The organism is Pantoea sp. BR_17, from assembly GCF_041955125.1.
Lineage (GTDB): Bacteria > Pseudomonadota > Gammaproteobacteria > Enterobacterales > Enterobacteriaceae > Pantoea > Pantoea stewartii.
In genome coordinates this window covers 87,875-108,994 of record NZ_JAVAXT010000008.1, presented here as the reverse complement: position 1 = coordinate 108,994, position 21,120 = coordinate 87,875, and the positions used below count along the sequence as shown (strand labels likewise).

Annotated in this window: 15 protein-coding genes and 3 tRNA genes; 10 read left to right on the top strand and 8 right to left on the bottom strand. The window is 56.1% G+C overall.

All coding sequences use genetic code 11. The features are described 5' to 3' along the window. The first annotated feature begins 9 nt into the window (after positions 1-9). The 3 genes from ptrA to recD are packed head-to-tail and all read left to right on the top strand — an operon-like array spanning position 10 to position 8,284. Positions 10-2,898 carry a pitrilysin gene (gene ptrA, locus RAC60_RS13860; RefSeq protein ID WP_375093924.1) on the top strand — a complete coding sequence of 963 codons (2,889 nt, stop codon included), beginning with the start codon at positions 10-12 and terminating at the stop codon, positions 2,896-2,898. Beyond that, positions 2,895-6,434, top strand: coding sequence for an exodeoxyribonuclease V subunit beta (gene recB / locus RAC60_RS13855; protein WP_375093923.1), 3,540 nt, complete (start codon positions 2,895-2,897; stop codon positions 6,432-6,434). The genes ptrA and recB overlap by 4 nt, the downstream gene beginning before the upstream one ends. Next, entirely contained in the window at positions 6,431-8,284 is a 1,854-nt protein-coding gene (gene recD, locus RAC60_RS13850) for an exodeoxyribonuclease V subunit alpha (protein ID WP_033739591.1), read from the top strand. The genes recB and recD overlap by 4 nt, the downstream gene beginning before the upstream one ends. A gap of 34 nt (positions 8,285-8,318) precedes the next feature. Here the strand turns inward: recD and argA are convergent, their stop codons facing one another. Further along, positions 8,319-9,647, bottom strand: coding sequence for an amino-acid N-acetyltransferase (gene argA / locus RAC60_RS13845; protein ID WP_033739589.1), 1,329 nt, complete (start codon positions 9,645-9,647; stop codon positions 8,319-8,321). 233 nt (positions 9,648-9,880) lie between these two features. On the opposite strand from argA, the gene amiC reads away from it, so the two are divergent. Further along, complete coding sequence (gene amiC, locus RAC60_RS13840) at positions 9,881-11,125, top strand: N-acetylmuramoyl-L-alanine amidase AmiC (protein ID WP_033739588.1); 1,245 nt, start codon at positions 9,881-9,883, stop codon at positions 11,123-11,125. A 117-nt stretch (positions 11,126-11,242) separates the two neighbouring features. On the opposite strand, the gene dsdA is transcribed toward amiC, so the two are convergent. The 4 genes from dsdA to RAC60_RS13820 all read right to left on the bottom strand — a co-directional run bounded on the left by dsdA (position 11,243) and on the right by RAC60_RS13820 (position 13,101). Beyond that, positions 11,243-12,571, bottom strand: a complete 1,329-nt coding sequence (dsdA, locus tag RAC60_RS13835) for a D-serine ammonia-lyase (protein WP_375093922.1) — start codon at positions 12,569-12,571, stop codon at positions 11,243-11,245. A 176-nt stretch (positions 12,572-12,747) separates the two neighbouring features. Beyond that, a tRNA-Met gene (locus RAC60_RS13830) sits at positions 12,748-12,824 on the bottom strand. A 61-nt stretch (positions 12,825-12,885) separates the two neighbouring features. Then, a tRNA-Met gene (locus RAC60_RS13825) sits at positions 12,886-12,962 on the bottom strand. A gap of 62 nt (positions 12,963-13,024) precedes the next feature. Further along, positions 13,025-13,101: transfer RNA gene (locus RAC60_RS13820), tRNA-Met, on the bottom strand. A gap of 204 nt (positions 13,102-13,305) precedes the next feature. Here RAC60_RS13820 and mltA point away from each other — a divergent pair. Beyond that, a complete protein-coding gene (gene mltA / locus RAC60_RS13815; RefSeq protein WP_039338403.1) occupies positions 13,306-14,454 on the top strand; it encodes a murein transglycosylase A in 1,149 nt (382 codons plus the stop codon). A 49-nt stretch (positions 14,455-14,503) separates the two neighbouring features. After that, positions 14,504-15,304, top strand: a complete 801-nt coding sequence (gene tcdA, locus RAC60_RS13810; RefSeq protein WP_006120786.1) for a tRNA cyclic N6-threonylcarbamoyladenosine(37) synthase TcdA — start codon at positions 14,504-14,506, stop codon at positions 15,302-15,304. Between the two features lie 105 nt (positions 15,305-15,409). Here tcdA and csdE read toward each other — a convergent pair whose 3' ends face one another. Then, on the bottom strand, positions 15,410-15,859 hold the full coding sequence (csdE, locus tag RAC60_RS13805; RefSeq protein WP_033739583.1) for a cysteine desulfurase sulfur acceptor subunit CsdE: 450 nt from the start codon (positions 15,857-15,859) through the stop codon (positions 15,410-15,412). 2 nt (positions 15,860-15,861) lie between these two features. Continuing rightward, positions 15,862-17,070 (bottom strand): cysteine desulfurase CsdA, encoded by a 1,209-nt coding sequence (gene csdA / locus RAC60_RS13800; RefSeq protein ID WP_006120784.1) that lies wholly within the window; start codon positions 17,068-17,070, stop codon positions 15,862-15,864. 207 nt (positions 17,071-17,277) lie between these two features. On the opposite strand from csdA, the gene RAC60_RS13795 reads away from it, so the two are divergent. The 4 genes from RAC60_RS13795 (at position 17,278) to rlmM (ending at position 20,292) form a co-directional block, all read left to right on the top strand. Continuing rightward, on the top strand, positions 17,278-17,499 hold the full coding sequence (locus RAC60_RS13795; RefSeq protein WP_375093921.1) for a YgdI/YgdR family lipoprotein: 222 nt from the start codon (positions 17,278-17,280) through the stop codon (positions 17,497-17,499). A 336-nt stretch (positions 17,500-17,835) separates the two neighbouring features. Continuing rightward, positions 17,836-18,753 carry a transcriptional regulator GcvA gene (locus RAC60_RS13790; RefSeq protein ID WP_006120782.1) on the top strand — a complete coding sequence of 306 codons (918 nt, stop codon included), beginning with the start codon at positions 17,836-17,838 and terminating at the stop codon, positions 18,751-18,753. Positions 18,754-18,803: 50 nt separating this feature from the next. Then, positions 18,804-19,199 carry a DUF423 domain-containing protein gene (locus RAC60_RS13785; RefSeq protein ID WP_014605150.1) on the top strand — a complete coding sequence of 132 codons (396 nt, stop codon included), beginning with the start codon at positions 18,804-18,806 and terminating at the stop codon, positions 19,197-19,199. After that, a complete protein-coding gene (gene rlmM / locus RAC60_RS13780) occupies positions 19,192-20,292 on the top strand; it encodes a 23S rRNA (cytidine(2498)-2'-O)-methyltransferase RlmM (RefSeq protein ID WP_375093920.1) in 1,101 nt (366 codons plus the stop codon). Before RAC60_RS13785 ends, rlmM begins: the two co-directional genes overlap by 8 nt. 39 nt (positions 20,293-20,331) lie before the next feature. On the opposite strand, the gene xni is transcribed toward rlmM, so the two are convergent. Beyond that, on the bottom strand, positions 20,332-21,090 hold the full coding sequence (xni, locus tag RAC60_RS13775; RefSeq protein WP_006120779.1) for a flap endonuclease Xni: 759 nt from the start codon (positions 21,088-21,090) through the stop codon (positions 20,332-20,334). Positions 21,091-21,120 lie beyond the last annotated feature (30 nt).

Sequence of the window (21,120 nt, the reverse complement as noted above, 5' to 3'; positions counted from 1 at the left end):
AGGTTTTACATGCGCACACATGCACGCTTGATCGCCGCCATTCTGCTGGGCTTACTGGCGCTGGCGGTACAAGCCGAAACCGGCGCGGGCTGGCAGCCTGTCAACACGCCCATCGGGAAAAGCGAACAGGATCCGCGTCAGTATCAGGCCATCACGCTGAATAATGGCATGACGGTGCTGTTGGTTTCAGATACTCAGGCGCCGAAATCCCTTGCTGCGCTGACATTGCCCATTGGCTCACTGGATGATCCCGCGCAGCAGCCCGGCCTGGCGCATTACCTTGAACATATGGTGCTGATGGGCTCAACGCGTTACCCACAGCCTGACAGCCTTGCCGATTTTCTCAAGAAACACGGTGGCAGCCATAATGCCAGCACCGCCTCCTATCGCACGGCTTATTACCTCGAAGTCGAAAACGATGCGCTTGAGCCTGCCGTTGATCGTCTGGCCGACGCGATTGCCGAACCCTTACTGGATCCGGTCAATGCCGATCGGGAACGCCATGCGGTCAATGCGGAGCTGACCATGGCACGGTCCCGTGACGGTTTGCGCATGGGACAGGTCGGGGCTGAGACGATTAACCCGGCGCACCCGGCCGCGCATTTTTACGGCGGCAATCTGGATACCCTGCGCGATAAGCCCGGCAGTAATCTGCATCAGGCGCTGCTGGACTTTTACCACACGCACTATTCAGCCAATCTGATGAAGGCGGTGATCTACAGTAATAAACCGCTGGCAGAGATGGCGACCATCGCCGTGAATACGTTTGGGCGCGTGGCTAACCACAATGCCAGCGTTCCCGCGATTACCGAGCCGGTCGTCACGGAAGCCCAGCAGGGCATCATCATTCACTATGTGCCGGCGCAGCCGCGTAAGCAGTTAAAAATCGAGTTCCGTATACCGAATAACAGTGACCGCTTTCGCAGTAAAACGGACACGCTTATCAGCTATGTCATTGGTAACCGCAGCCCCAATACGCTGGCCGACTGGCTGCAAAAACAGGGCCTGGCCGACGGCGTCAGCGCGGGGGCCGATCCGGTGACCGAGCGCACCAGCGGCGTGTTCTCCATCAGCGTGTCATTAACGGACAAAGGTCTGGCACAACGTGATGAGGTCGTCGCGGCTGTTTTTAGCTATCTCGCGATGCTGCGCAAAAACGGTATCGACCAACGCTATTTCGATGAAGTTTCGCATGTGCTGGCGCTGGACTTCCGTTATCCGTCAATCACCCGCGACATGGACTACATTGAGTGGCTGGCGGATACGATGCTGCGTGTCCCGGTTGAGCATACGCTGGATGCGCCTTATCTGGCCGATCGCTACGATCCCGCGGCTATCAATGCTCGTCTGGAAAGCATGACGCCAGCGCAGGCGCGAATCTGGTACATCAGCCCGCAGGAACCGCATAACAAGCTGGCCTATTTTGTGAATGCGCCTTATCAGGTTGATAAGATAACAGCCCAGACGTTGACGCAATGGCAACAGCGTGGCCAGGCGATTCAGCTCGCCATGCCGCGCTTAAATCCCTACATTCCCGATGCGTTTACCCTGGTGTCGACTGACAAAACCTACCGTCATCCGGTTAAGCTCGACAATGATTTCGGGATGCGTATTTACTGGATGCCAAGCCAGTTCTATGCCAGCGAGCCAAAGGCCAGCATCACCGTCGCGCTGCGAAATCAGCAGGCGATCAGTGATGCGCGTCAGCAGGTACTGTTCGGCCTGAATGATTATCTGGCAAGCCTGGCGCTGGATGAACTGAGTTCCCAGGCGTCTATTGGCGGCATCAGTTTTTCAACCAGCGAAAACGATGGTCTGGTCTTTAATGCCAGCGGCTTTACACAGCGCCTGCCTGACCTGCTTAAGCAGTTAGTTAATCGCTACAGCACTTTTCAGCCCAGCGAGGCACAGCTACAACAGGCCAAATCCTGGTATCTGGAGCGTCTGGATGCCGCAGAGAAAGGAAAAGCCTTTGAGCAGGCGATCCAGCCTATGCAGCTCTTATCCCAGCTGCCTTACACGCAGCGAGACACGCGCCGTAAGCTGGTCAACGGGATTACACTGAATGATGTCGTGGCCTATCGCGATGCCTTAATTAAAAATGCCACGCCAGAAATGATGGTGATCGGTAACCTGAGTGCTGACAGTGTGACGCAACTGGGACGCGAGCTGAAACAGCAGATGCAGTGCGACGGTACGCACTACTGGCACAGCAATTACCTCAGTGTCGAAAAGCCGCTTAAGGCGAATCTGGAGCAGCACGGCAGCAGCACGGACTCTGCGCTGGCGGCGCTCTATATTCCCCTGGGTTATGACGAATACCAGAGTATGGCCAACAGCGCGATGCTCAGTCAGATTGTCCAGCCGTGGTTCTATAACCAACTGCGTACCGAGGAGCAGTTAGGTTATGCCGTGTTTGCGTTCAGGATGCCGGTAGGGCGTCAGTGGGGGATTGGCTTTCTGCTGCAAAGTAACAGTAAGCCACCCGCTTATCTGATGCAGCGCTATCAGGCGTTTTATCCCCAGGCGGAACACCGCCTGCGCTCGATGAGTCAGGCCGATTTTGTGCAGTATCAGCAGGCCATGATCAACGATTTGAAACAGCGTCCACAAACGCTGAATGAAGAGGCCGACCGTTACAGCCGCGATTTTGATCGGCAGAATTACGATTTTGATACCCGACAAAAGCTGATGGAGCAGGTTCAACAGCTTACCCCTGCCGGACTGGCGGACTTCTTTCATCAGGCCGTCATGCAGAAAAAGGGCATGGCAATGACCTCTCAAATCGCCGGTAGCGGCGAGCATAACATCGCCTTCGCACCGTTACCGGGCTGGCGGACCTGGCCAGAAATCGCCAAATTACAGCAGTCTTTGCCGGTCAAGAGTGAAACACCATGACGGCGTCCAGACCTGAACCGTTAAACCCCCTAACGCTGCCCCTCAACGGCGAGCGGTTAATTGAAGCCTCAGCGGGCACCGGTAAAACCTTTACGATTGGTCTGCTCTACCTGCGTTTGTTATTAGGGCTGGGGGGCGAGAACGCCTGGCGCAGGCCGCTGTCAGTCGAAGAGATCCTGGTGGTGACTTTTACAGAAGCCGCCACGGCGGAGCTGCGCGGCCGTATTCGTGACAATATTCATCAGCTTCGGCTCGCCTGCGTGCGGGGTAAAAGCCATAACACCATGCACCAACAGCTGATTGAGCAGATAGCGGATTTGCCCCAGGCGGCCTCGCTGCTGCTGGCGGCTGAGCGGCAAATGGATGAAGCGGCGATTTTTACCATTCATGGTTTTTGCCAGCGCATGCTCAACCTGAATGCCTTTGAGTCAGGCATGTTGTTCGAGCAGGAACTCATCGAAAACGAACAAACGTTACTCCGCCAGGCCGCGGCGGATTTCTGGCGTCGCCAGTGTTATCCCCTGTCACTGGATGTGGCCCGGGTGATCGCGGCGGAGTGGAGCGGCCCGGACAGTTTGTTGACGACGTTACGGCCCTGGCTGCAGGGGGAATCCCCCAGGCTGAAGCGTCCGCCTCGCGCAGACGAAACGCTGGCATCACGTCATACCGCTAACCTGCAACGCATCCAGGCCCTCAAGCAGCAGTGGCAGACTGTCTGTGCCGATATCGAAGGGATGATCGCGGCTTCCGGCGTCGACAAACGCAGCTACAGCAGTAAGCACTTACCTAACTGGGTGGCGAAAGTGACTCAGTGGGCACAGAGCGATACGCTGGATTACCAGTTTCCTAAAGAGCTTGAACGCTTTGGCCAGCAGGTGCTGCACGAAAAAACCAAAAAGGGCGAGGCACCGCAACATGCGGTGTTCGATGCCGTCGATGGCTTTCTTGCCGAACCGCTGACGCTCCGCGATATCATCATCTGGCAGGCGCTGAGCGAGGTGAAAGAAACGGTGCAGCGGGAAAAACGGCAGCGTGCCTTGCTGGGATTTGACGATCTGTTAAGTCGTCTGGATGAAGCGCTTCAGCAGCCGGGCGGGGCGCTGCTGGCCGAAACTATTCGTGGCCGTTTCCCGGTGGCCCTGATTGACGAGTTTCAGGATACCGACCCGCAACAGTACCGAATCTTCCGTACGCTGTATATTCAACAGCCGGATGTGGCGTTGCTGCTCATTGGCGATCCCAAGCAGGCGATCTATGCGTTTCGCGGCGCAGATATTTTTACCTACTTACGCGCCCGTAGTGAAGTTAGTGCTCACTATACGCTGGAGACGAACTGGCGCTCATCGCCCGCGATGGTGAACAGCGTCAACCGCCTGTTTTCACAGGTTGACGCACCCTTTTTGTTTTCTTCCATTCCGTTTCTTGCGGTCAGCCCGGCCGCCCCGAATCAGGCGTTAACGCTGGTTTACCATGATCAGCCCCAGCCTGCCTTGCGCTTCTGGCTCCAGCCGGGCGAAGGTGTAGGAGTAAGTGATTACCAACAATTTATGGCCCAGCAGTGTGCGGCCGATATCAGCCGCTGGCTGGCGGCCGGTCAGCAGGGCAAGGCGCGGTTAGGGAAAGGCGATGCACTGCAGCCGGTTAAGGCCTCGGATATCACCGTACTGGTGCGTAGCCGCAATGAAGCCAGTCTGATTCGTGATGCGCTGAATAAGCTGGCCATTCCGTCGGTCTATCTTTCCAGCCGCGACAGCGTTTATACCACGCCTGAAGCGCGCGAGTTGTTATGGCTGTTGCAGGCGGTGCAGTCACCTGAACAGGAGCGACTGCTGCGTAGCGCGCTGGCCACGTCCATCTTTGCTATCGATGCCGCCCAACTTGATGCGCTGGCGCAAAACGAACGTGAGTGGGATGCGCTGGTAGAGCAGTTTGTCAGCTGGCAGCAGATCTGGCAGCAACGTGGCGTACTGCCCATGTTGCGCGATGTAATGATTAAACGGCAGCTGGCGGAAAATATGCTGGCTTCCGAAAATGGCGAGCGGCGCTTAACCGATCTGATGCATCTGGGCGAATTACTGCAGGAAGCGGCAACGCAGCTCGACAGCACGCACGCTCTGGTGCGTTTCCTGGTACAGCAAATTGCCCGCCCTGACAGCCAGGCCGCCAGTCAGAAGCTGCGTCTGGAAAGCGATCGCCACCTGGTGCAGATCGTCACGATTCACAAATCCAAAGGCCTGCAGTATCCGCTGGTCTGGCTGCCGTTTGCGGCCGGATTTCGCGAAGCGGCCAGCGCCCTGTATCACGACCGTGAAAGTTTTGCTGCCATGCTCGACGTGCAGGGCGATGCACAGAGCCTGACGCTGGCGGAAGAGGAGCGACTGGCCGAGGATTTACGGCTGCTCTATGTCGCGCTGACGCGCTCGGTTTACCACTGCAGCGTGGGTATTGCGCCCCTAATCAAAGGCGCGCGTAAAAAAGAGGGCGACAGCGATCTGCATAAGAGCGCGCTGGGCTACCTGGTACAGCGCGGTGAGAGCGGCGATGCCGCCGTGCTCAGTCACCATCTTGAGGCGCTCGCAGGCGAAGGGATTGAGGTGATACGGAGCGAGCTGCAGCCCGGCGCGAAGTGGCAGGACAGCGAACACCGCGAGAACGCGCTGAGCAGTCGGGAAATGACCCGAGCGCTGGCGGACAGTTGGCGCGTCACCAGTTACTCCGGATTACAACAGCACGGCAGTTCCCCCCTGCTGGATGCTTTGCCGAAATTCGATATTGATGCTGCTGGTGAGGCGGCTGAGGATGAAGAACCCTTGTTAACGCCGCACCACTTCCCCCGCGGTGCGGCTCCCGGCACGTTTCTGCACGGGCTGTTTGAGGCCATGGATTTCACTGAGCCGCCGGACGCATTCTGGCTGGAGGATCAGCTTCAGCAACAGGGCTATTCCCTGAACTGGCTGCCCGTGATTCAGCAGTGGATCGCCCGCGTACTGACCACGCCGCTCAACAAAGACGGCTTAACCCTGGACAGCATCCGCAGCGCTGATCGGCTGATTGAGATGGAGTTTTACCTGCCGATCAACCGCCTGCTGACGGCTGCCGATCTGGATGCGCTGATGCGCCGGTACGATCCACTGTCGCAGCGCGCTGCCGCGCTGGATTTCCGTCAGGTGAGAGGCATGTTAAAAGGCTTTATTGATTTGGTATTTCGCTGGCAGGGAAAATATTATCTGCTGGATTACAAATCGAACTGGCTGGGTGACAGCCATACCGCGTATACGCAGGAGGCGATGGCGCAGGCCATGATCGACCATCGCTATGACCTGCAATATCAGCTGTACACACTGGCGCTGCACCGGTATCTGCAGCACCGCCTGGCGGGCTATGATTACCAACAGCATTTTGGCGGCGTCTTTTATGTATTCCTGCGCGGGGTGGATGGCACCTCTGCCGATAACGGCATCTTTACCACTCGTCCCGATCCCGCCTTTATTGAGGAACTGGATGCATTGTTTGGTCATACAGAGGAGAGCTTATGAGTGATATAAACGCCTTGCTGCTTCAGGCAGTCGAAAAGCGTTTACTGCGTCCTCTGGATATTCAGTTTGCCCGCCTGATTGCAGATGAGACGCAACCCTTTCGGTTGCTGGCAGCGGCCTGTGTGAGTGCCGACGCGGGCGAAGGACATGTCTGCCTGCCGCTGGCTAACCTGAATGAGGCTGGGCTGTTCTCCGGTCGTCAGCCCGCACTGGCGCAGGCACTGTGGCAGGCCGCAGGCGCGCCCGATGAAGCAGAGCGGCATGCACAGCTGGCCAGTTGGTCAGCGGTGAGCGATGGCCGTGTTGTGACGCCCCTGGTGCTGAGTCACCAGCGTTTATACCTGCACCGGCTTTGGCAAAGTGAAGGCCAGGTTGCCCGGTTTTTCTCATTGCAGCCGGATAGCGGGACGTTCGATTCGCAACAGGCACGAGATGTTCTGCAGACGTTATTTGGTCGTCAGCCTGACGACTGGCAAAAAATTGCTGCTGCGGTGGCTCTGACCCGTAAAACCGCCGTTATTTCAGGCGGACCCGGTACCGGCAAAACCACGACGGTGGCGAAATTGCTGGCGGCGCTGATTCGCCTGAATCCCGAACCTCTGCGCATACAGCTGGCGGCACCGACAGGGAAAGCGGCAGCCCGTCTGACCGAATCCCTGGGAAAAGCTCTGCAGGGACTGGCGGTGGACGATGACGAGCGTGCGCGTTTTCCTGCTGAAGCGACCACGCTGCATCGCCTGCTTGGCGCACAGCCTGACTCGCAGCGCATGCGCTACCATGCGGGTAACCCGTTGCACCTGGATGTGCTGGTGGTTGATGAAGCGTCGATGGTTGATCTGACGATGATGGCAAAACTGATTTCCGCCTTGCCGCCTCACGCCAGAGTAGTGTTTCTGGGCGATCGCGATCAGCTGGCTTCGGTTGAAGCCGGAGCGGTGTTGGGGGACATTTGTCGTTGCAGCGAAACCGGCTTCAGTCCGGCGCGCGCCGCACAACTGGTGACGCTTACCGAATGTGCGCTTACGGGCAGCGATGACGATACCGCGCCTGCCGTTCGCGACAGCATTTGTCTGCTCCGCCAGAGTTACCGCTTTGACGAAAAGTCCGGTATTGGCCAGCTTGCCCGCACCGTCAACCAGGGCGATGCGCGCCAGATGAGTAAGGTGTTCGCCGCCGGACATGCTGACCTGTCTTTTCAGCCGCTGAATGACGGTGAGGCATATCAGACCATGCTGAACGAGGTGGCGCAGGGCTATCAGGACTATCTGGATGCCGTTCAGCGTCAGGCTGCGCCAGAACAGGCCATTGCGGCATTTAGCCGTTATCAGCTCCTGTGTGCCCTGCGTGAAGGGCCATTCGGTGTGCACGGATTAAATCAGCGCATCGAACAGCGTCTGATGCAGCTGCAGCGCATCCGGCGTCCTGCACTGGGCAGCCGCTGGTATCCGGGACGTCCGGTGATGATCACCCGCAACGACAGTGCCCTGGGGCTGTTTAACGGCGATATCGGCATTACGTTGCGTGATGCTGAAGGGCAACTCAGGGTGTTTTTTCCGTTGCCAGACGGCAGCGTGAAAGCGATTCAGCCCAGCCGTTTGCCGTCTCATGAAACGGCATGGGTGATGACGGTGCACAAGTCGCAGGGTTCAGAATTTGATCATACCGCGCTGGTCATGCCGACGCAGTTTTTGCCGGTCCTGACCCGTGAGCTGGTTTACACGGCCATTACCCGTGCACGCAAACAACTGACCCTTTACAGCGATCGCGCGATATTTGAACGGGCAGTCCAGCTGCAGACGCAGCGGCGAAGTGGCCTGGTGGAAAGGCTGGGGGCGGAAACGCAGGGATAACAGGTCGGGCGGCGGGATGGCCGCCCGGCTGCCATCAGGTTAAATCGGCCATCAGCACCTTGGAACGGCGCTGGTAGTTGTACATCTCTTTCTTACTCTCCGGCAGCGACTCGATATCCACCGGCGTGAAGCCGCGCTCCTGGAACCAGTGGATACTGCGTGTGGTTAACACAAACAGTTTTTCCAGCCCCATCTGCTTCGCCTGAAGTGCAACGCGTTGCAGCAGCAGCTCTCCGCGTGAGGAGCTGCGGTAATCCGGATGGACCGCAACGCACGCCATTTCGCCAATCTTTTCATCCATAAACGGATAGAGCGCGGCGCAGGCGATGGTCAGGTTATCCCGCTGAATGATGGTGAATTTGTCGATCTCCATTTCCAGCTGTTCGCGTGAACGGCGTACCAGAATCCCTTGCTGCTCCAGCGGACGAATCAGCTCCAGAATGCCACCGATGTCGTTGATCGTGGCCCGACGAATCTGCTCGGCGGACTCCATGACAATCTGCGTACCAATGCCGTCGCGCGAGAAGAGTTCCTGTAACAGGGCGCCGTCTTCCTGATAGCTGATCAGATGGCTGCGACGGACGCCGCTGCGACAGGCTTTAACGGCGCCACGCAGAAAGCGCACCGTGCCAGACAGAAAATCGCCATCGCGTTCCATTTCATCAATGCGTGCCTGAGCGTCATTGGGAAATAACTCCGAAACAATGTTGCCTTCACGATCGATTACGCCCTGTTCCGAGCAGAAGCCAATCATTTTTTCTGCTTTAAGCTTAATTGCCAGTTGCGTGGCCACTTCTTCAGAAGTCAGGTTAAAACTTTCACCGGTCACTGACACGGCCACCGGACCCAGCAGCACAATGGCATCGTTGTCGAGCTGGCGGTGAATAGCCTCTTCATCAATACGACGAATGCGACCGCTGTGACAGTAATCGACGCCGTCATCCACGCCGAGCGGCTGGGCAATGATAAAGTTGCCGCTCACCACGTTGATATGCGCGCCCTGTAACGGAGTGTTGTTCAGGCTCATGGAAAGGCGGGCGGTAATATCCAACTGAAGACGGCCTGCGGCCTGCTTTACCAGCTCCAGTGATTGCGCGTCGGTTACGCGGGTATATTTGTGGTAAGCCGGTTCCAGCTGGTTTGCGGCGAGGCTGGCATCAATCTGCGGACGTGCGCCGTACACGACGACTAAACGAATGCCAAGGCTGTGAAGCAGGCCAATATCGTTGACGATGCTGGAGAAATTTTCATGCTCAATGGCCTCACCGCCAAGCATGATGACAAATGTCTTATCCCGATGCGCATTGATATAGGGAACGGTATGGCGAAAACCCTGAACCAGTTCAGTACTACGTTCCTTCACGGCTAACCCTCAGTGAATGTTTATTCGTATTTTCTGTATTTTTATGCCTTTGGCGGCCATTTTGCAAGCGCTAATCCTGACGTTTATTTACGTTTTTTCAGGTGATAACGCCGCTAACAGACTGCATTATTTAGAGTTTCCGGGGTGACATCGTCAGCCGGATTGGATAAAGTTTTCGCCGCCATTTTATTTGGTTGCCGTTTTTTTAAACACGATATAACAGCTGGAGTGGCATGTCGGAAGGTCATCCCCTTATTTCACGTAGACGATTATTAAAAGGTACTGGGGCACTGCTGCTGCTCAGCGTAAGCGGTGTGGGCATCGCGGCCACCAGCCATATTATGGCGGTTCGCATCTGGCCCTCTTCAACCTATTCGCGCATGACGCTGGAATCCAATGTTGCCCTTAAGTATAAGCAGTTCGCACTGACGAATCCGGACCGGCTGGTCATCGACATTGAGAACCTGCACCTTAATTCGGTCCTTAAGGGTGTTAACCAGCACGTCAGGGTGGACGATCCTTTTATCAAAAACGCCAGGGTCGGGCAGTTCGATGCCAATACCGTGCGGGTGGTGCTGGAACTGAAACGCAACGTCTCGCCAAAAATCTTCAGCCTTGCACCGGTCTCCAGTATTCAACACCGGCTGGTGGTCGATCTCTACCCCAGCCAGAATACGGTAGAAGATGATCCGCTGCTGGCATTACTGAAAGATTACAACCAGGGCGATCTGGATAAAAATGAAAGCGTTCAGCCGCCGTTACCCGGTAAAGCCGGGCGCGATCGCCCCATCATTATCATGATCGATCCTGGCCATGGCGGGGAAGATCCGGGCGCGCACGGTAAATACAAAACCCGTGAAAAAGACATTGTGTTGAAGATTGGCCGCCGCCTTAAGGCGCTGATTGAGAAAGAACACAATATGAAGGCGTACATGACGCGTAACGAGGATGTGTTTATTCCCCTGCGGGTTCGCGTGGCCAAAGCCCGTAAACAGCGGGCCGATCTGTTCGTCTCCATTCATGCGGATGCGTTCACCAGCCGGGCCGCACGGGGCTCCTCTGTGTTTGCCCTTTCGACCCGGGGGGCGACGTCAGCCGCGGCGCGTTTTCTGGCGCAAACCCAGAATGAATCCGACCTGATTGGCGGCGTCAGCATGAGTGGCGATCGCTATCTGGATCACACCATGTTTGATATGGTGCAGCGCCAGACGATCCATGACAGCCTGAAGTTTGGCAAAGAAGTGCTGCACCGGATGGGGCGGATTAACCATCTGCACAAACGCACTGTGGATCAGGCCGGTTTTGCGGTGCTGAAGGCACCGGATATTCCCTCGATCCTGGTGGAAACCGCGTTCATCAGCAACGTCGAAGAAGAGCGTAAACTCCGCACCACGCGTTATCAACATCAGGTCGCCGAGGCCATTCTGGAAGGCATTAAGGCCTATTTCAAAAACGGGGCGGCGCTGGCACACCGTTAAGCTGCCGGGCAGGAAAAATCACCCGCCCGGCCTTATCTGCTGTCAGGGTTTGCCGTCAGAAGCGGAACAGGGACCGGGTTGCGTGGCGTTCCTGTCTCGCCGACGATGTGCGTCCACTTAGCGGCCTTTTGCCAGGTAGTGCGCCATTTCCTGTTCCGGCACCATGCCGCCGCCCGTCGCCCAGACCAGGTGAGTGGCCTGTTGTAACTGTGTTGGGCTGAAGTCGTGCAGCGCGTGATAGTGCGCTGAAGCACATACGTGCTGTGGACCGATCATCCCGGCCAGCGCAGAAGGTTCAAGCCGCAGACCTTCTTCCTGCGCCAGCCAGCCGAGCATGTCGTACATGCGCGCATCATCAAGTGTGTAAATGCCATCCAACAGACGTTGCATGGCTCTGCCCACAAAGCCGGACGCCCGGCCTACCGCCAGACCATCCGCAGCCGTGACATTATCAATACCTATGTCCTGTACGGAAATGCCGTCGTGTAAGCCCGTTGTTATGCCCAGCAACATGCAGGGCGAATGAGTGGGCTCCGCAAACAGACAGTGAACATGGTCACCCCATGCCAGCTTCAGGCCAAACGCGACGCCGCCGGGGCCACCGCCCACGCCGCAGGGCAGGTACACAAATAAGGGATGTTGAGCATCAACCACGCGGCCCTGTTGTTCAAACTGCGCTTTCAGCCGTTGGCCGGCGACCGCATAACCTAAAAACAGCGTGCGGGAGTTTTCATCGTCAATAAAGAAACAGTTGGGGTCCGATGCGGCCGCTTTGCGTCCTTGCCCGACCGCCACGCCGTAATCCTGTTCATATTCCACCACCGTTACGCCATGGCTGCGCAGTTTTGCTTTCTTCCATTCCCGGGCATCCGCCGACATATGAACGGTTACGTTAAAGCCGAGGCGGGCGCTCATGATGCCAATCGACAGCCCGAGATTGCCGGTCGATCCCACGGCAATACGGTACTGGCTAAAAAACTGCCGAAGCGTGGGGGAGAGCAACGTGCGGTAATCCGCCTCCGGGGACAGCAAACCGGCAGCTAATGCCAGTTTCTCGGCATGATTCAGGACTTCATAAATGCCGCCACGCGCTTTGATGGAGCCAGAAATCGGCAGGTGGCTGTCTTTCTTCAGCAGCAGTGTGCCTGCAATTTTCTGGCCGTACGCCTGTTCCAGCCGGGCCTGCATGGCGGGGATCGCGACCACATCTGATTCGATTATACCGCCCGCGGCGGCGGTTTCAGGAAAGGCCTGAGCCAGCAAAGGCGCAAACCGCTTCAGGCGGGCATGGGCGGCTTCAACGTCCTGCTCTGTCAGACCCACAAAGGGCAGGGCGTCGGCGACGGTTGTGGTGGCAGGATTGAACCAGATGGTTTCTTTCAGCGCGATCATATCCGCAACCGGCGGGTACTGTGCAGCAAGTGCAGCAATGTTGAAGGTATTCATAACAGACCTTGTCGTGTCCGGATGAATCATAAAAGCAGAAACGGGTTGGCCAGAGCAAGATCTGTTGCGACATTCGCGTGCGGTCTGATCTTACTGCGTGTCTGAGCGGTAAAAAGGAGAGGGGGATTGACTGACGGAGGCCAGAAACAAAAAAACACCTTCTCAGGTGTTTAAAGTGGTTGCGGGGGCCGGATTTGAACCGACGACCTTCGGGTTATGAGCCCGACGAGCTACCAGGCTGCTCCACCCCGCGTCCGATTGCGCATAGCGACTTTCACATTGTCCCTTCTGAGTGAGCATTATCTCAGAAGAATTGGTTGCGGAGGCCGGATTTGAACCGACGACCTTCGGGTTATGAGCCCGACGAGCTACCAGGCTGCTCCACCCCGCGTCCGATTGCGCATAGCGACTTTTCACATTGTTTCTTCTGTCTGAGCAAAACTACAGAAGAACTGGTTGCGGGGGCCGGATTTGAACCGACGACCTTCGGGTTATGAGCCCGACGAGCTACCAGGCTGCTCCACCCCGCGTCCGTGGATGCGCACTATACTCCGCACGATGATTGTTGCAACCCCTTTTTGCCCTAAAAGGCTAAATTTGCTGTTAATTGCTGAAGGATTCCACCAATTGGTGATTTATTGCACCGATATCCGTTATGACGAAAGAGGATGGATTTCATTCTGATGACGGCTTTGCTATCGTCGCGTGGCGAACACTTATAAAAAGAGATGAAGATGAAAGGACGTTGGGCGAAGTACGCACTTACTGGCGCATTTTTAGCGCTTCTGGCGGGCTGTAGTTCTAAGCCGACCGATCGGGGTCAACAATATAAAGACGGAAAACTTGATCAGCCCTTAGCGCTGGTGAATCAACCTAACGCCAAAGGCCGTCCGGTTAACGGCAGAGATTTTGGGCAACAGATTCAGCAAATCCAGGCGGCCGCTTCGGGTTTGTTTGGCCGTAACAACAGCACTTACAGTGCGGTTGAAAACTGGCTGATGGCGGGGGGCGATACACGACAGTTGCGCCAGTTTGGGTTAAATGCGTTTCAGATGGAAGGCACCGATAATTACGGTAACGTCCAGTTCACGGGCTACTACACGCCGGTCGTTCAGGCACGCTACACGCGACAGGGTGAGTTTCAGTACCCTATTTACCGCATGCCGCCGCGCAAACGCGGTCAGAAATTACCCAGCCGCGCATCGATATACAGTGGGGCGTTAGACGATCGCTACGTGATTGCCTGGAGTAACTCACTCATCGATAACTTTATTATGGATGTGCAGGGCAGCGGCTATGTCGATTTTGGTGACGGACGTCCGATGAGCTTTTTTGGTTATGGCGGCAAAAACGGCTGGGGTTATCATAGCATCGGTAAAGAGCTGATCGACCGGGGCGAGGTCAAGCGTGAAGACATGTCAATGCAGGCTATTCGCCAGTGGGCTGAGGAACATTCCCCCGAGGAAGTGCGGGCGCTGCTAGAAACTAACCCCTCCTTTGTCTTTTTCAAACCCGAACCTTATGTGCCGGTACGTGGCGCGAGCGCGGTACCGCTGGTGGCGAAAGCCTCTGTGGCATCCGATCGTTCACTGATTCCTGCCGGAACGGTGCTGCTGGCGGAAGTGCCGCAGCTCAATGAAAAGGGCAAATTCAACGGGAAATATGAAATGCGGGTGATGGTGGCGCTGGATGTCGGCGGCGCTATCAAAGGCCAGCACTTCGATATCTATCAGGGCGTAGGGCCAGATGCTGCCCATTTGGCGGGGTTCTATAACCATTATGGTCGTGTGTGGGTGCTGAAATCAGCACCGGGAGCCGGTCAGCCGCTGTTCAGCAACGCGCAGAGCAACAACAACGGCAGCCTGCTGTTAGGCGCTAACTAAATTTTGAAGCGGCGGGCGATCGGGCCCGCGCTCAGTAACAGGTTCAACTATGAAAGTGTTAAACGATGCCTGGCACCAGCGATTTGGTGGCACGGCACGTCTTTATGGGCAGTCGGCGTTGCAGCATTTCGCTGATGCCCACTTCTGCGTGATTGGTATTGGCGGCGTGGGCTCCTGGGCTGCCGAGGCACTGGTAAGAACCGGCATCGGCAGGATTACCCTGATCGATATGGATGATGTCTGTATCACCAACACCAATCGTCAGATACATGCGATGAGCGGCAATGTGGGTAAAGCCAAAACGGACGTGATGGCCGAGCGTCTGCGCGCCATTAATCCTGACTGTGAGGTGATCTGTATTGATGACTTTATCACCCCGGAAAACACGGCGACGCTGCTGACTGCCGATATCGACTATGTGATTGACGCTATCGACAGTGTGCGCCCCAAGGCGGCGCTGATTGCCTGGTGTCGACGCAATAAGATTCCCCTGATCACCACGGGCGGCGCAGGTGGGCAAATCGATCCCACGCAAATCCAGGTGACTGACTTAGCGAAGACCATCCAGGATCCGCTAGCAGCTAAATTACGCGAGCGGCTTAAACAGCTGGGCGTGGTAAAAAACAGCAAAGGCAAGCTGGGCATCGACTGCGTTTTCTCTACAGAGGCGCTGGTTTATCCGCAGGCGGATGGCTCGGTTTGCGCCTCACGCAGCACAGCGGAAGGGCCGAAAAGAATGGATTGTGAATCCGGATTTGGCGCAGCCACGATGGTCACCGCCACCTTTGGCTTTGTTGCCGTTTCGCATGCCCTGAAGAAATTTCTGGCACGGGCCGCGCGCCAGGCGTAATGCTATCTGCCGTGCAACGCGGTTGTACGGCTTTAGCCCGCGTTTGCCAGGCCGCCAGCCTGACCTGATTAGCTAAACACTGGCCGACGACTGCGCCATGAGCGGTTAACCCAGCGCCCGTTGCGCATGCTGCTGGACGGCATCGGCCAGCGCTTTCAGGCCGCTACTGCGTGAGGCGCTAAGCTGCGCACGCAGGCCCAGCGATTCAAACAGATCCAGCGGATCGGCCGCCAGTAATTGCGCGGGCGTCTGGCCTTCAACAGCGGTGAGCAGCACGGCCAGCAAACCACGAACGATGCGACCTTCGCTGTCACCGTAAAAATGCAGGGAACCTTCTTCCCGGATCTGGCTGCCCAGCCAGACGCGATTCTCGCAACCACTCAGCTCACTGTCCGGTGTTCTTAATGCGTCAGGTAAGGCCGGCAACTGTCGGCCAAGTAAAATCAGCTGCCGGTAGCGATCCTCCCACTGCCGACAGTGAGAGAAGGTTTCTTTCAGATCCGCAGGCGTAATTTCAACACCGAACGGATGCGGGGCAAGCAGGGATGCGTGCATGATTAAAACTCCGATAACAACGCGACAGCGCTGTGCATAGCGCGCAGCAGCGCATCGACGTCCTGTAAATTATTATAGGGGGCAAACGATACGCGCAGCGTCCCCTCAACGCCCAGTGCCGCCATTAACGGTTGGGCACAATGTTGACCCGCACGTAAGGCGATCCCATGCTCTGCCAGCAGTGTCACGATATCGCTGTGATGAATTCCCTGAATGTCGAAGGCCAGCAGGCTGGCCTGGCCACAACGGAAACTGCGAAAGCCCGGCAGTTCTGCAAGCTGTTCCTCGGCCAGACTGGCTAACTGCTGGCTCCAGATCTCCGCTTTAGACATATTATGCTGTTGCAGCCAGCTCAGCGCGGCACTCAGTCCGGTCACGCCCGCCACGTTTGGCGTACCGGCCTCAAAGCGCCAGGGCACCGGCTGGGGCGTAAAGCCGGTGAAGTCGACCTTCGTCAGCATCTTACCGCCGCCCTGCCAGGGGGCCATCTCTTCCAGCAATTCCGCTTTACCGTACAGCACACCGATGCCCATTGGGCCATAGAGCTTGTGGCCGGAAAAGGCATAGAAATCAATATCCAGCGCCTGTACATCCGGTGGGCAATGTACGACGCCCTGCGCGCCATCGACCATAACTTTTGCGCCTGCCGCATGGGCAAGAGCGATGGCCCGGGATAAATCGGGGCAGCCGCCTGTGACATTGGACATCTGACCCAGCGCGAGCAGACGCGTCCGGTGAGTGATCAGTGAGGGCAGCACGGCGATATCGGGCAGGCGATCCTCACCGATTGGCCATTTTACCACGCGCGCGCCCGTGGCCTGTGCGACCATGAGCCAGGGAACCAGATTGGCGTGGTGCTCGGCTTCGCTGACGAGGATTTCATCGCCGGGCTGTAAACGCGGGGCTAACCAGCTTTGCGCCACCAGGTTAATGGCTTCGGTGGTACCGCGCGTCCAGACAATCTGCCGGTCGCTGGCGGCATTGAGCCACTGCGCCACCTGGCCCCGCGCCTGCTCATACTGCTCGGTTAACCGGCGAGCCGCTGCAAACTGGCTACGATGAACCGTACCGGCGCTCAGGCTGTAGAACTGCTGAGTCGCCTCGATTACCGCCTGCGGTTTTAGCGTGGTGGCGGCGCTGTCGAGATAAACACCCGCGTCGCTCAGGGCAGGAAACTGCTGCCGGAATGAAGAAGGATTAAAGGCACGCATACATAGCTCGTTGTTAATTATCAGACTCAGGCTGAAAGATGGATGTCTGTCTGGCAAAGCTGGAAAAGCGGGTTATGCTGAATATTGCAAGGTAAAAACTTCACCCGCATGGCGATACGACATTCTGATAGTCGATCCCACTTGACCATTTCTCGGGTCAGCGTAACGCGGGCGGTTTGGTGCAATCAATCTGCAAGGAGATAGAAGATGAAAAAACTCGCCGCAATGCTGGTCGTTTGTACAATGGCCTTTACCCTGGCTGCCTGTTCAAGCAACTACGTAATGCATACCAATGACGGACGCACTATCGTTGCTGAAGGTAAACCAAGAGTCGATACTGATACCGGTATGATTAGCTATAAAGATGCGAATGGCAATGAGCAGCAGATTAACCGTTCAGATGTGAAAGAAATGGTTGAGATGAAGTAATCCGTGCATAAAAAAAGCACCGCAATTTGCGGTGCTACTCAATATCACAATGGACAGACAGGGTAAATCTACAGGAAATAAAAAAGCTTGATCTGTAAAGGTCAGATCAAAATTGCAAACACAACATCACGACCACAAGCCAAAAGCTTTCAGAAAATCTGCGAACTCACTCACAAATCTAAAAACTTTTCGTTCCGGCTCAGGAAGTACCGCAACTATAGGTATTTGCTGGAGCTTCCTCAACGGACAATTTATAATGTCTCGGATTATAAATTCTAATACGTTAAGGCTTTGTATTAGTCCGCGTATTTTTTGCCAGGCTGGCTATGGATAACCATGTCAAAACGTCTTCCTCCCCTGAATGCACTGCGGGTATTTGATGCCGCAGCACGCCATTTAAGCTTTACCAAAGCCGCTGAAGAGCTGTTTGTGACCCAGGCTGCTGTCAGTCACCAGATCAAATCACTGGAAGATTTTCTGGGACTGAAGCTGTTCAGACGGCGAAACCGGTCGCTTTTACTCACCGAGGAAGGCCAAAGTTACTATCTGGATATCAAAGAAATTTTCTCTGCGCTCAACGAGGCGACGCGTAAACTGCAGGCACGCAGCGCCAAAGGGGCGTTGACGGTGAGTTTGCTGCCAAGCTTTGCGATTCAGTGGCTGGTCCCGCGTCTTTCCAGCTTTAATCTGGCTTATCCGGGAATTGACGTCCGCATTCAGGCGGTCGATCGGGATGAAGAGAAGCTGGCCGATGATGTGGACGTGGCCATTTTCTATGGCCGGGGAAACTGGCCAGGCCTGCGGGTCGAAAAACTCTATGCCGAATATTTGCTGCCGGTTTGTTCGCCATCGCTGATGACGGGTGAAAATCCCCTGAAAACGCCCATGGATCTGGCTCGTTTTACACTGTTGCATGATGCTTCCCGCCGTGACTGGCAGGCGTATATCCGTCAGTCAGGCGTCCAGCATATCAATGTGCAACAGGGGCCCATTTTCAGCCACAGCGCGATGGTGCTGCAGGCGGCCATCCATGGGCAGGGCGTTGCCCTGGCCAATAACGTTATGGCGCAAAGCGAAATCGAAGCGGGACGGTTGATTTGTCCGTTTAATGACGTTTTAGTGAGCAAAAATGCTTTTTATCTGGTTTGTCATGACAGTCAGGCAGAACTGGGTAAAATAGCCGCCTTTCGACAGTGGATCCTCGCCAAAGCGGCTACCGAACAAGAAAAATTCCGCTTTCGTTATGATCAGTAACTTTTTTATTTTTTTGCAGGGACCTGCAAACGCACCTTGAGGATACATTCATGTCCAGACGTGCCATGTTTATTTTTGCGGCCATCAGTGGGTTTTTCCTGGTGGCATTTGGTGCTTTTGGTGCTCATGTGTTGAATAAAACGCTGGGAGCGACTGAAATGGCCTGGATTCATACCGGGCTGGAATACCAGGCTTATCATACGCTGGCTGTGCTGGGGCTGGGAGCGGCGATGCTTTATCGCTGTAATATCTGGTTCTACTGGAGCAGCGCCTCTATGGCACTGGGTACCGTATTATTCAGCGGCAGCCTCTATTCCCTGGCGCTGTCGCACTTAACGTTTTTTGTTTTTATCACGCCAGTCGGGGGGCTGTTCTTCCTCGTTGGCTGGCTATTGATGTTGATTGGCGCACTGCGTCTTAAAACCAAGGCAGAACGCCATGAATAAAGTTTTACTGTATTGCCGCGCTGGCTTTGAAAAAGAGTGTGCGGCGGAAATTAGTGCTAAAGCCGCCGAGCGCAATGTTTACGGCTTTCCTCGGGTTAAAGAGGATGCAGGTTATGTCCTGTTTGAGTGCTACCAGCAGCCCGATGCGGAGAGACTGATCCGCGAGTTGCCGTTTGAGCAGTTGATTTTTGCCCGTCAGATGCTGGTTGTTGGCGAACTGCTGCGGGATCTGCCCCAGGACGATCGTATTTCCCCCATCGTAGGCATGTTAAGCGGCGTGGTGGAAAAGGGCGGGGAACTGCGTGTTGAAGTGCCGGACACCAACGAAGCCAAAGAGCTCACCAGGTTCTGCCGCAAGTTTACCGTCCCGCTGCGCGCCAGCCTGCGTGAGAGCAAAATCCTGCTCAGCTATGAAAGCCCAAAACGCCCGGTCGTGCATGTGTTCTTTATCGCCCCCGGCACCTGCTACGTTGGGTATTCACTGCCGGAGAACAGCTCACCCTTTTATATGGGCATTCCGCGTCTTAAGTTCCCGTCTGATGCGCCGAGTCGGTCCACGCTTAAGCTGGAAGAGGCCTTTCACGTTTTTGTTCCGGCCGATGAGTGGGATGAACGTCTGGCCAGTGGAATGTATGCCGTCGATTTGGGGGCCTGTCCAGGCGGCTGGACCTATCAACTGGTAAAGCGCAGCATGATGGTTTACGCCGTGGATAACGGGCCGATGGCGCCCAGCCTGATGGAGACCGGCCAGGTTTTTCACGAGCGTGAAGACGGTTTCCGTTTCCGTCCGCCCCGCACCAACATCAGCTGGCTGGTCTGCGACATGGTGGAAAAGCCGGCTCGCGTGGCGAACCTGATGGCGGACTGGCTGGTCAACGGCTGGTGCCGCGAAGCCATATTTAACCTGAAACTGCCCATGAAGAAGCGCTACGAAGAAGTCACGCAGAATCTGGCCATGATCGAGCAGCGACTCAATGAAAATGGCGTTAACGCGCAGATTCGGGCACGTCAGCTTTATCACGATCGTGAAGAAGTGACAGTGCACATTCGTCGCATCTGGGCCGCTGTCGGTGGCCGCCGCGACGAGCGTTAACCCTGCAGACCGGGCGCGATTGTGCCCGGTCTGATATGATTAGCCGCCATGGTAACGCAGTAGATTCAGATTCCCTTCCAGCACCAAATCCTGTTTCAGCCGGGCCACATCGCGGCTGATCAGCGCCATCTCCTGTCCGGCCTGTAACTTATTACGCCATTTGGTCGGCACCTGATCCAACTGCTGATACAGCGATTCCAGTGAACCAAACTGCTGTAGCAGTTCCCGGGCGCTTTTGGGGCCAATGCCTGCGATGCCGGGAATTTTACTGCTGCTGATGCCGCATAATCCCCAGTAGTCAGGCAGCAACGCGGGTGCAACGCCGAATTCGGCTTCAATAAAAGGCACATCCAGCCAGCGCTTTTGAAAATAGTCACGGATGCGAATCGTCGGTGCCAGTAACTGGCAGTAACCTTTGTCGGTTGAAACGATGGTCGCTTGATGACCTGCCTGCGCCATTTTGACCGCCAGCGTCGCCGCCAGATCGTCGGCTTCATCCTGGTCGGCTATCCAGCAACTGACGCCCGCGTTTCGAAAGGCGTCCTTCAGCGCGGGCATTTCGGCCTGCAAATCGTCGGGCATCGGCGGGCGGCCACTTTTATAGTCAGGCAACAACTGGTGCCGCCATCCTTGATGGCGGGCTTCACCATCAAACACCGCCACCACATGCGTCGGCCGCGTGTGCCCCAGAAGCTGACGCAGCGCGCCTACGCAACTGTCGACGCAGGGCGAGCCTTGTACCGCATGCAGGCGACGAATTAAATTGAGGGCGTCAACAATGAGTAAGTGAAGAGACATAAGATATGGGCAGCCCGCAGGCTGCCTCCA

What these genes read in the sequence shown, in the direction of transcription:
- recB (WP_375093923.1), top strand. Translation starts at nt 2,895, where the DNA reads ATGACGGCGTCCAGACCTGAACCGTTAAACCCCCTAACGCTGCCCCTC.
- ptrA (WP_375093924.1), top strand. Translation starts at nt 10, where the DNA reads ATGCGCACACATGCACGCTTGATCGCCGCCATTCTGCTGGGCTTACTG.
- xni (WP_006120779.1), bottom strand. Translation starts at nt 21,090, where the DNA reads ATGTCTCTTCACTTACTCATTGTTGACGCCCTCAATTTAATTCGTCGC.
- RAC60_RS13785 (WP_014605150.1), top strand. Translation starts at nt 18,804, where the DNA reads ATGTCCAGACGTGCCATGTTTATTTTTGCGGCCATCAGTGGGTTTTTC.
- RAC60_RS13795 (WP_375093921.1), top strand. Translation starts at nt 17,278, where the DNA reads ATGAAAAAACTCGCCGCAATGCTGGTCGTTTGTACAATGGCCTTTACC.
- csdE (WP_033739583.1), bottom strand. Translation starts at nt 15,859, where the DNA reads ATGCACGCATCCCTGCTTGCCCCGCATCCGTTCGGTGTTGAAATTACG.
- amiC (WP_033739588.1), top strand. Translation starts at nt 9,881, where the DNA reads ATGTCGGAAGGTCATCCCCTTATTTCACGTAGACGATTATTAAAAGGT.
- dsdA (WP_375093922.1), bottom strand. Translation starts at nt 12,571, where the DNA reads ATGAATACCTTCAACATTGCTGCACTTGCTGCACAGTACCCGCCGGTT.
- mltA (WP_039338403.1), top strand. Translation starts at nt 13,306, where the DNA reads ATGAAAGGACGTTGGGCGAAGTACGCACTTACTGGCGCATTTTTAGCG.
- RAC60_RS13790 (WP_006120782.1), top strand. Translation starts at nt 17,836, where the DNA reads ATGTCAAAACGTCTTCCTCCCCTGAATGCACTGCGGGTATTTGATGCC.
- tcdA (WP_006120786.1), top strand. Translation starts at nt 14,504, where the DNA reads ATGAAAGTGTTAAACGATGCCTGGCACCAGCGATTTGGTGGCACGGCA.
- csdA (WP_006120784.1), bottom strand. Translation starts at nt 17,070, where the DNA reads ATGCGTGCCTTTAATCCTTCTTCATTCCGGCAGCAGTTTCCTGCCCTG.
- recD (WP_033739591.1), top strand. Translation starts at nt 6,431, where the DNA reads ATGAGTGATATAAACGCCTTGCTGCTTCAGGCAGTCGAAAAGCGTTTA.
- rlmM (WP_375093920.1), top strand. Translation starts at nt 19,192, where the DNA reads ATGAATAAAGTTTTACTGTATTGCCGCGCTGGCTTTGAAAAAGAGTGT.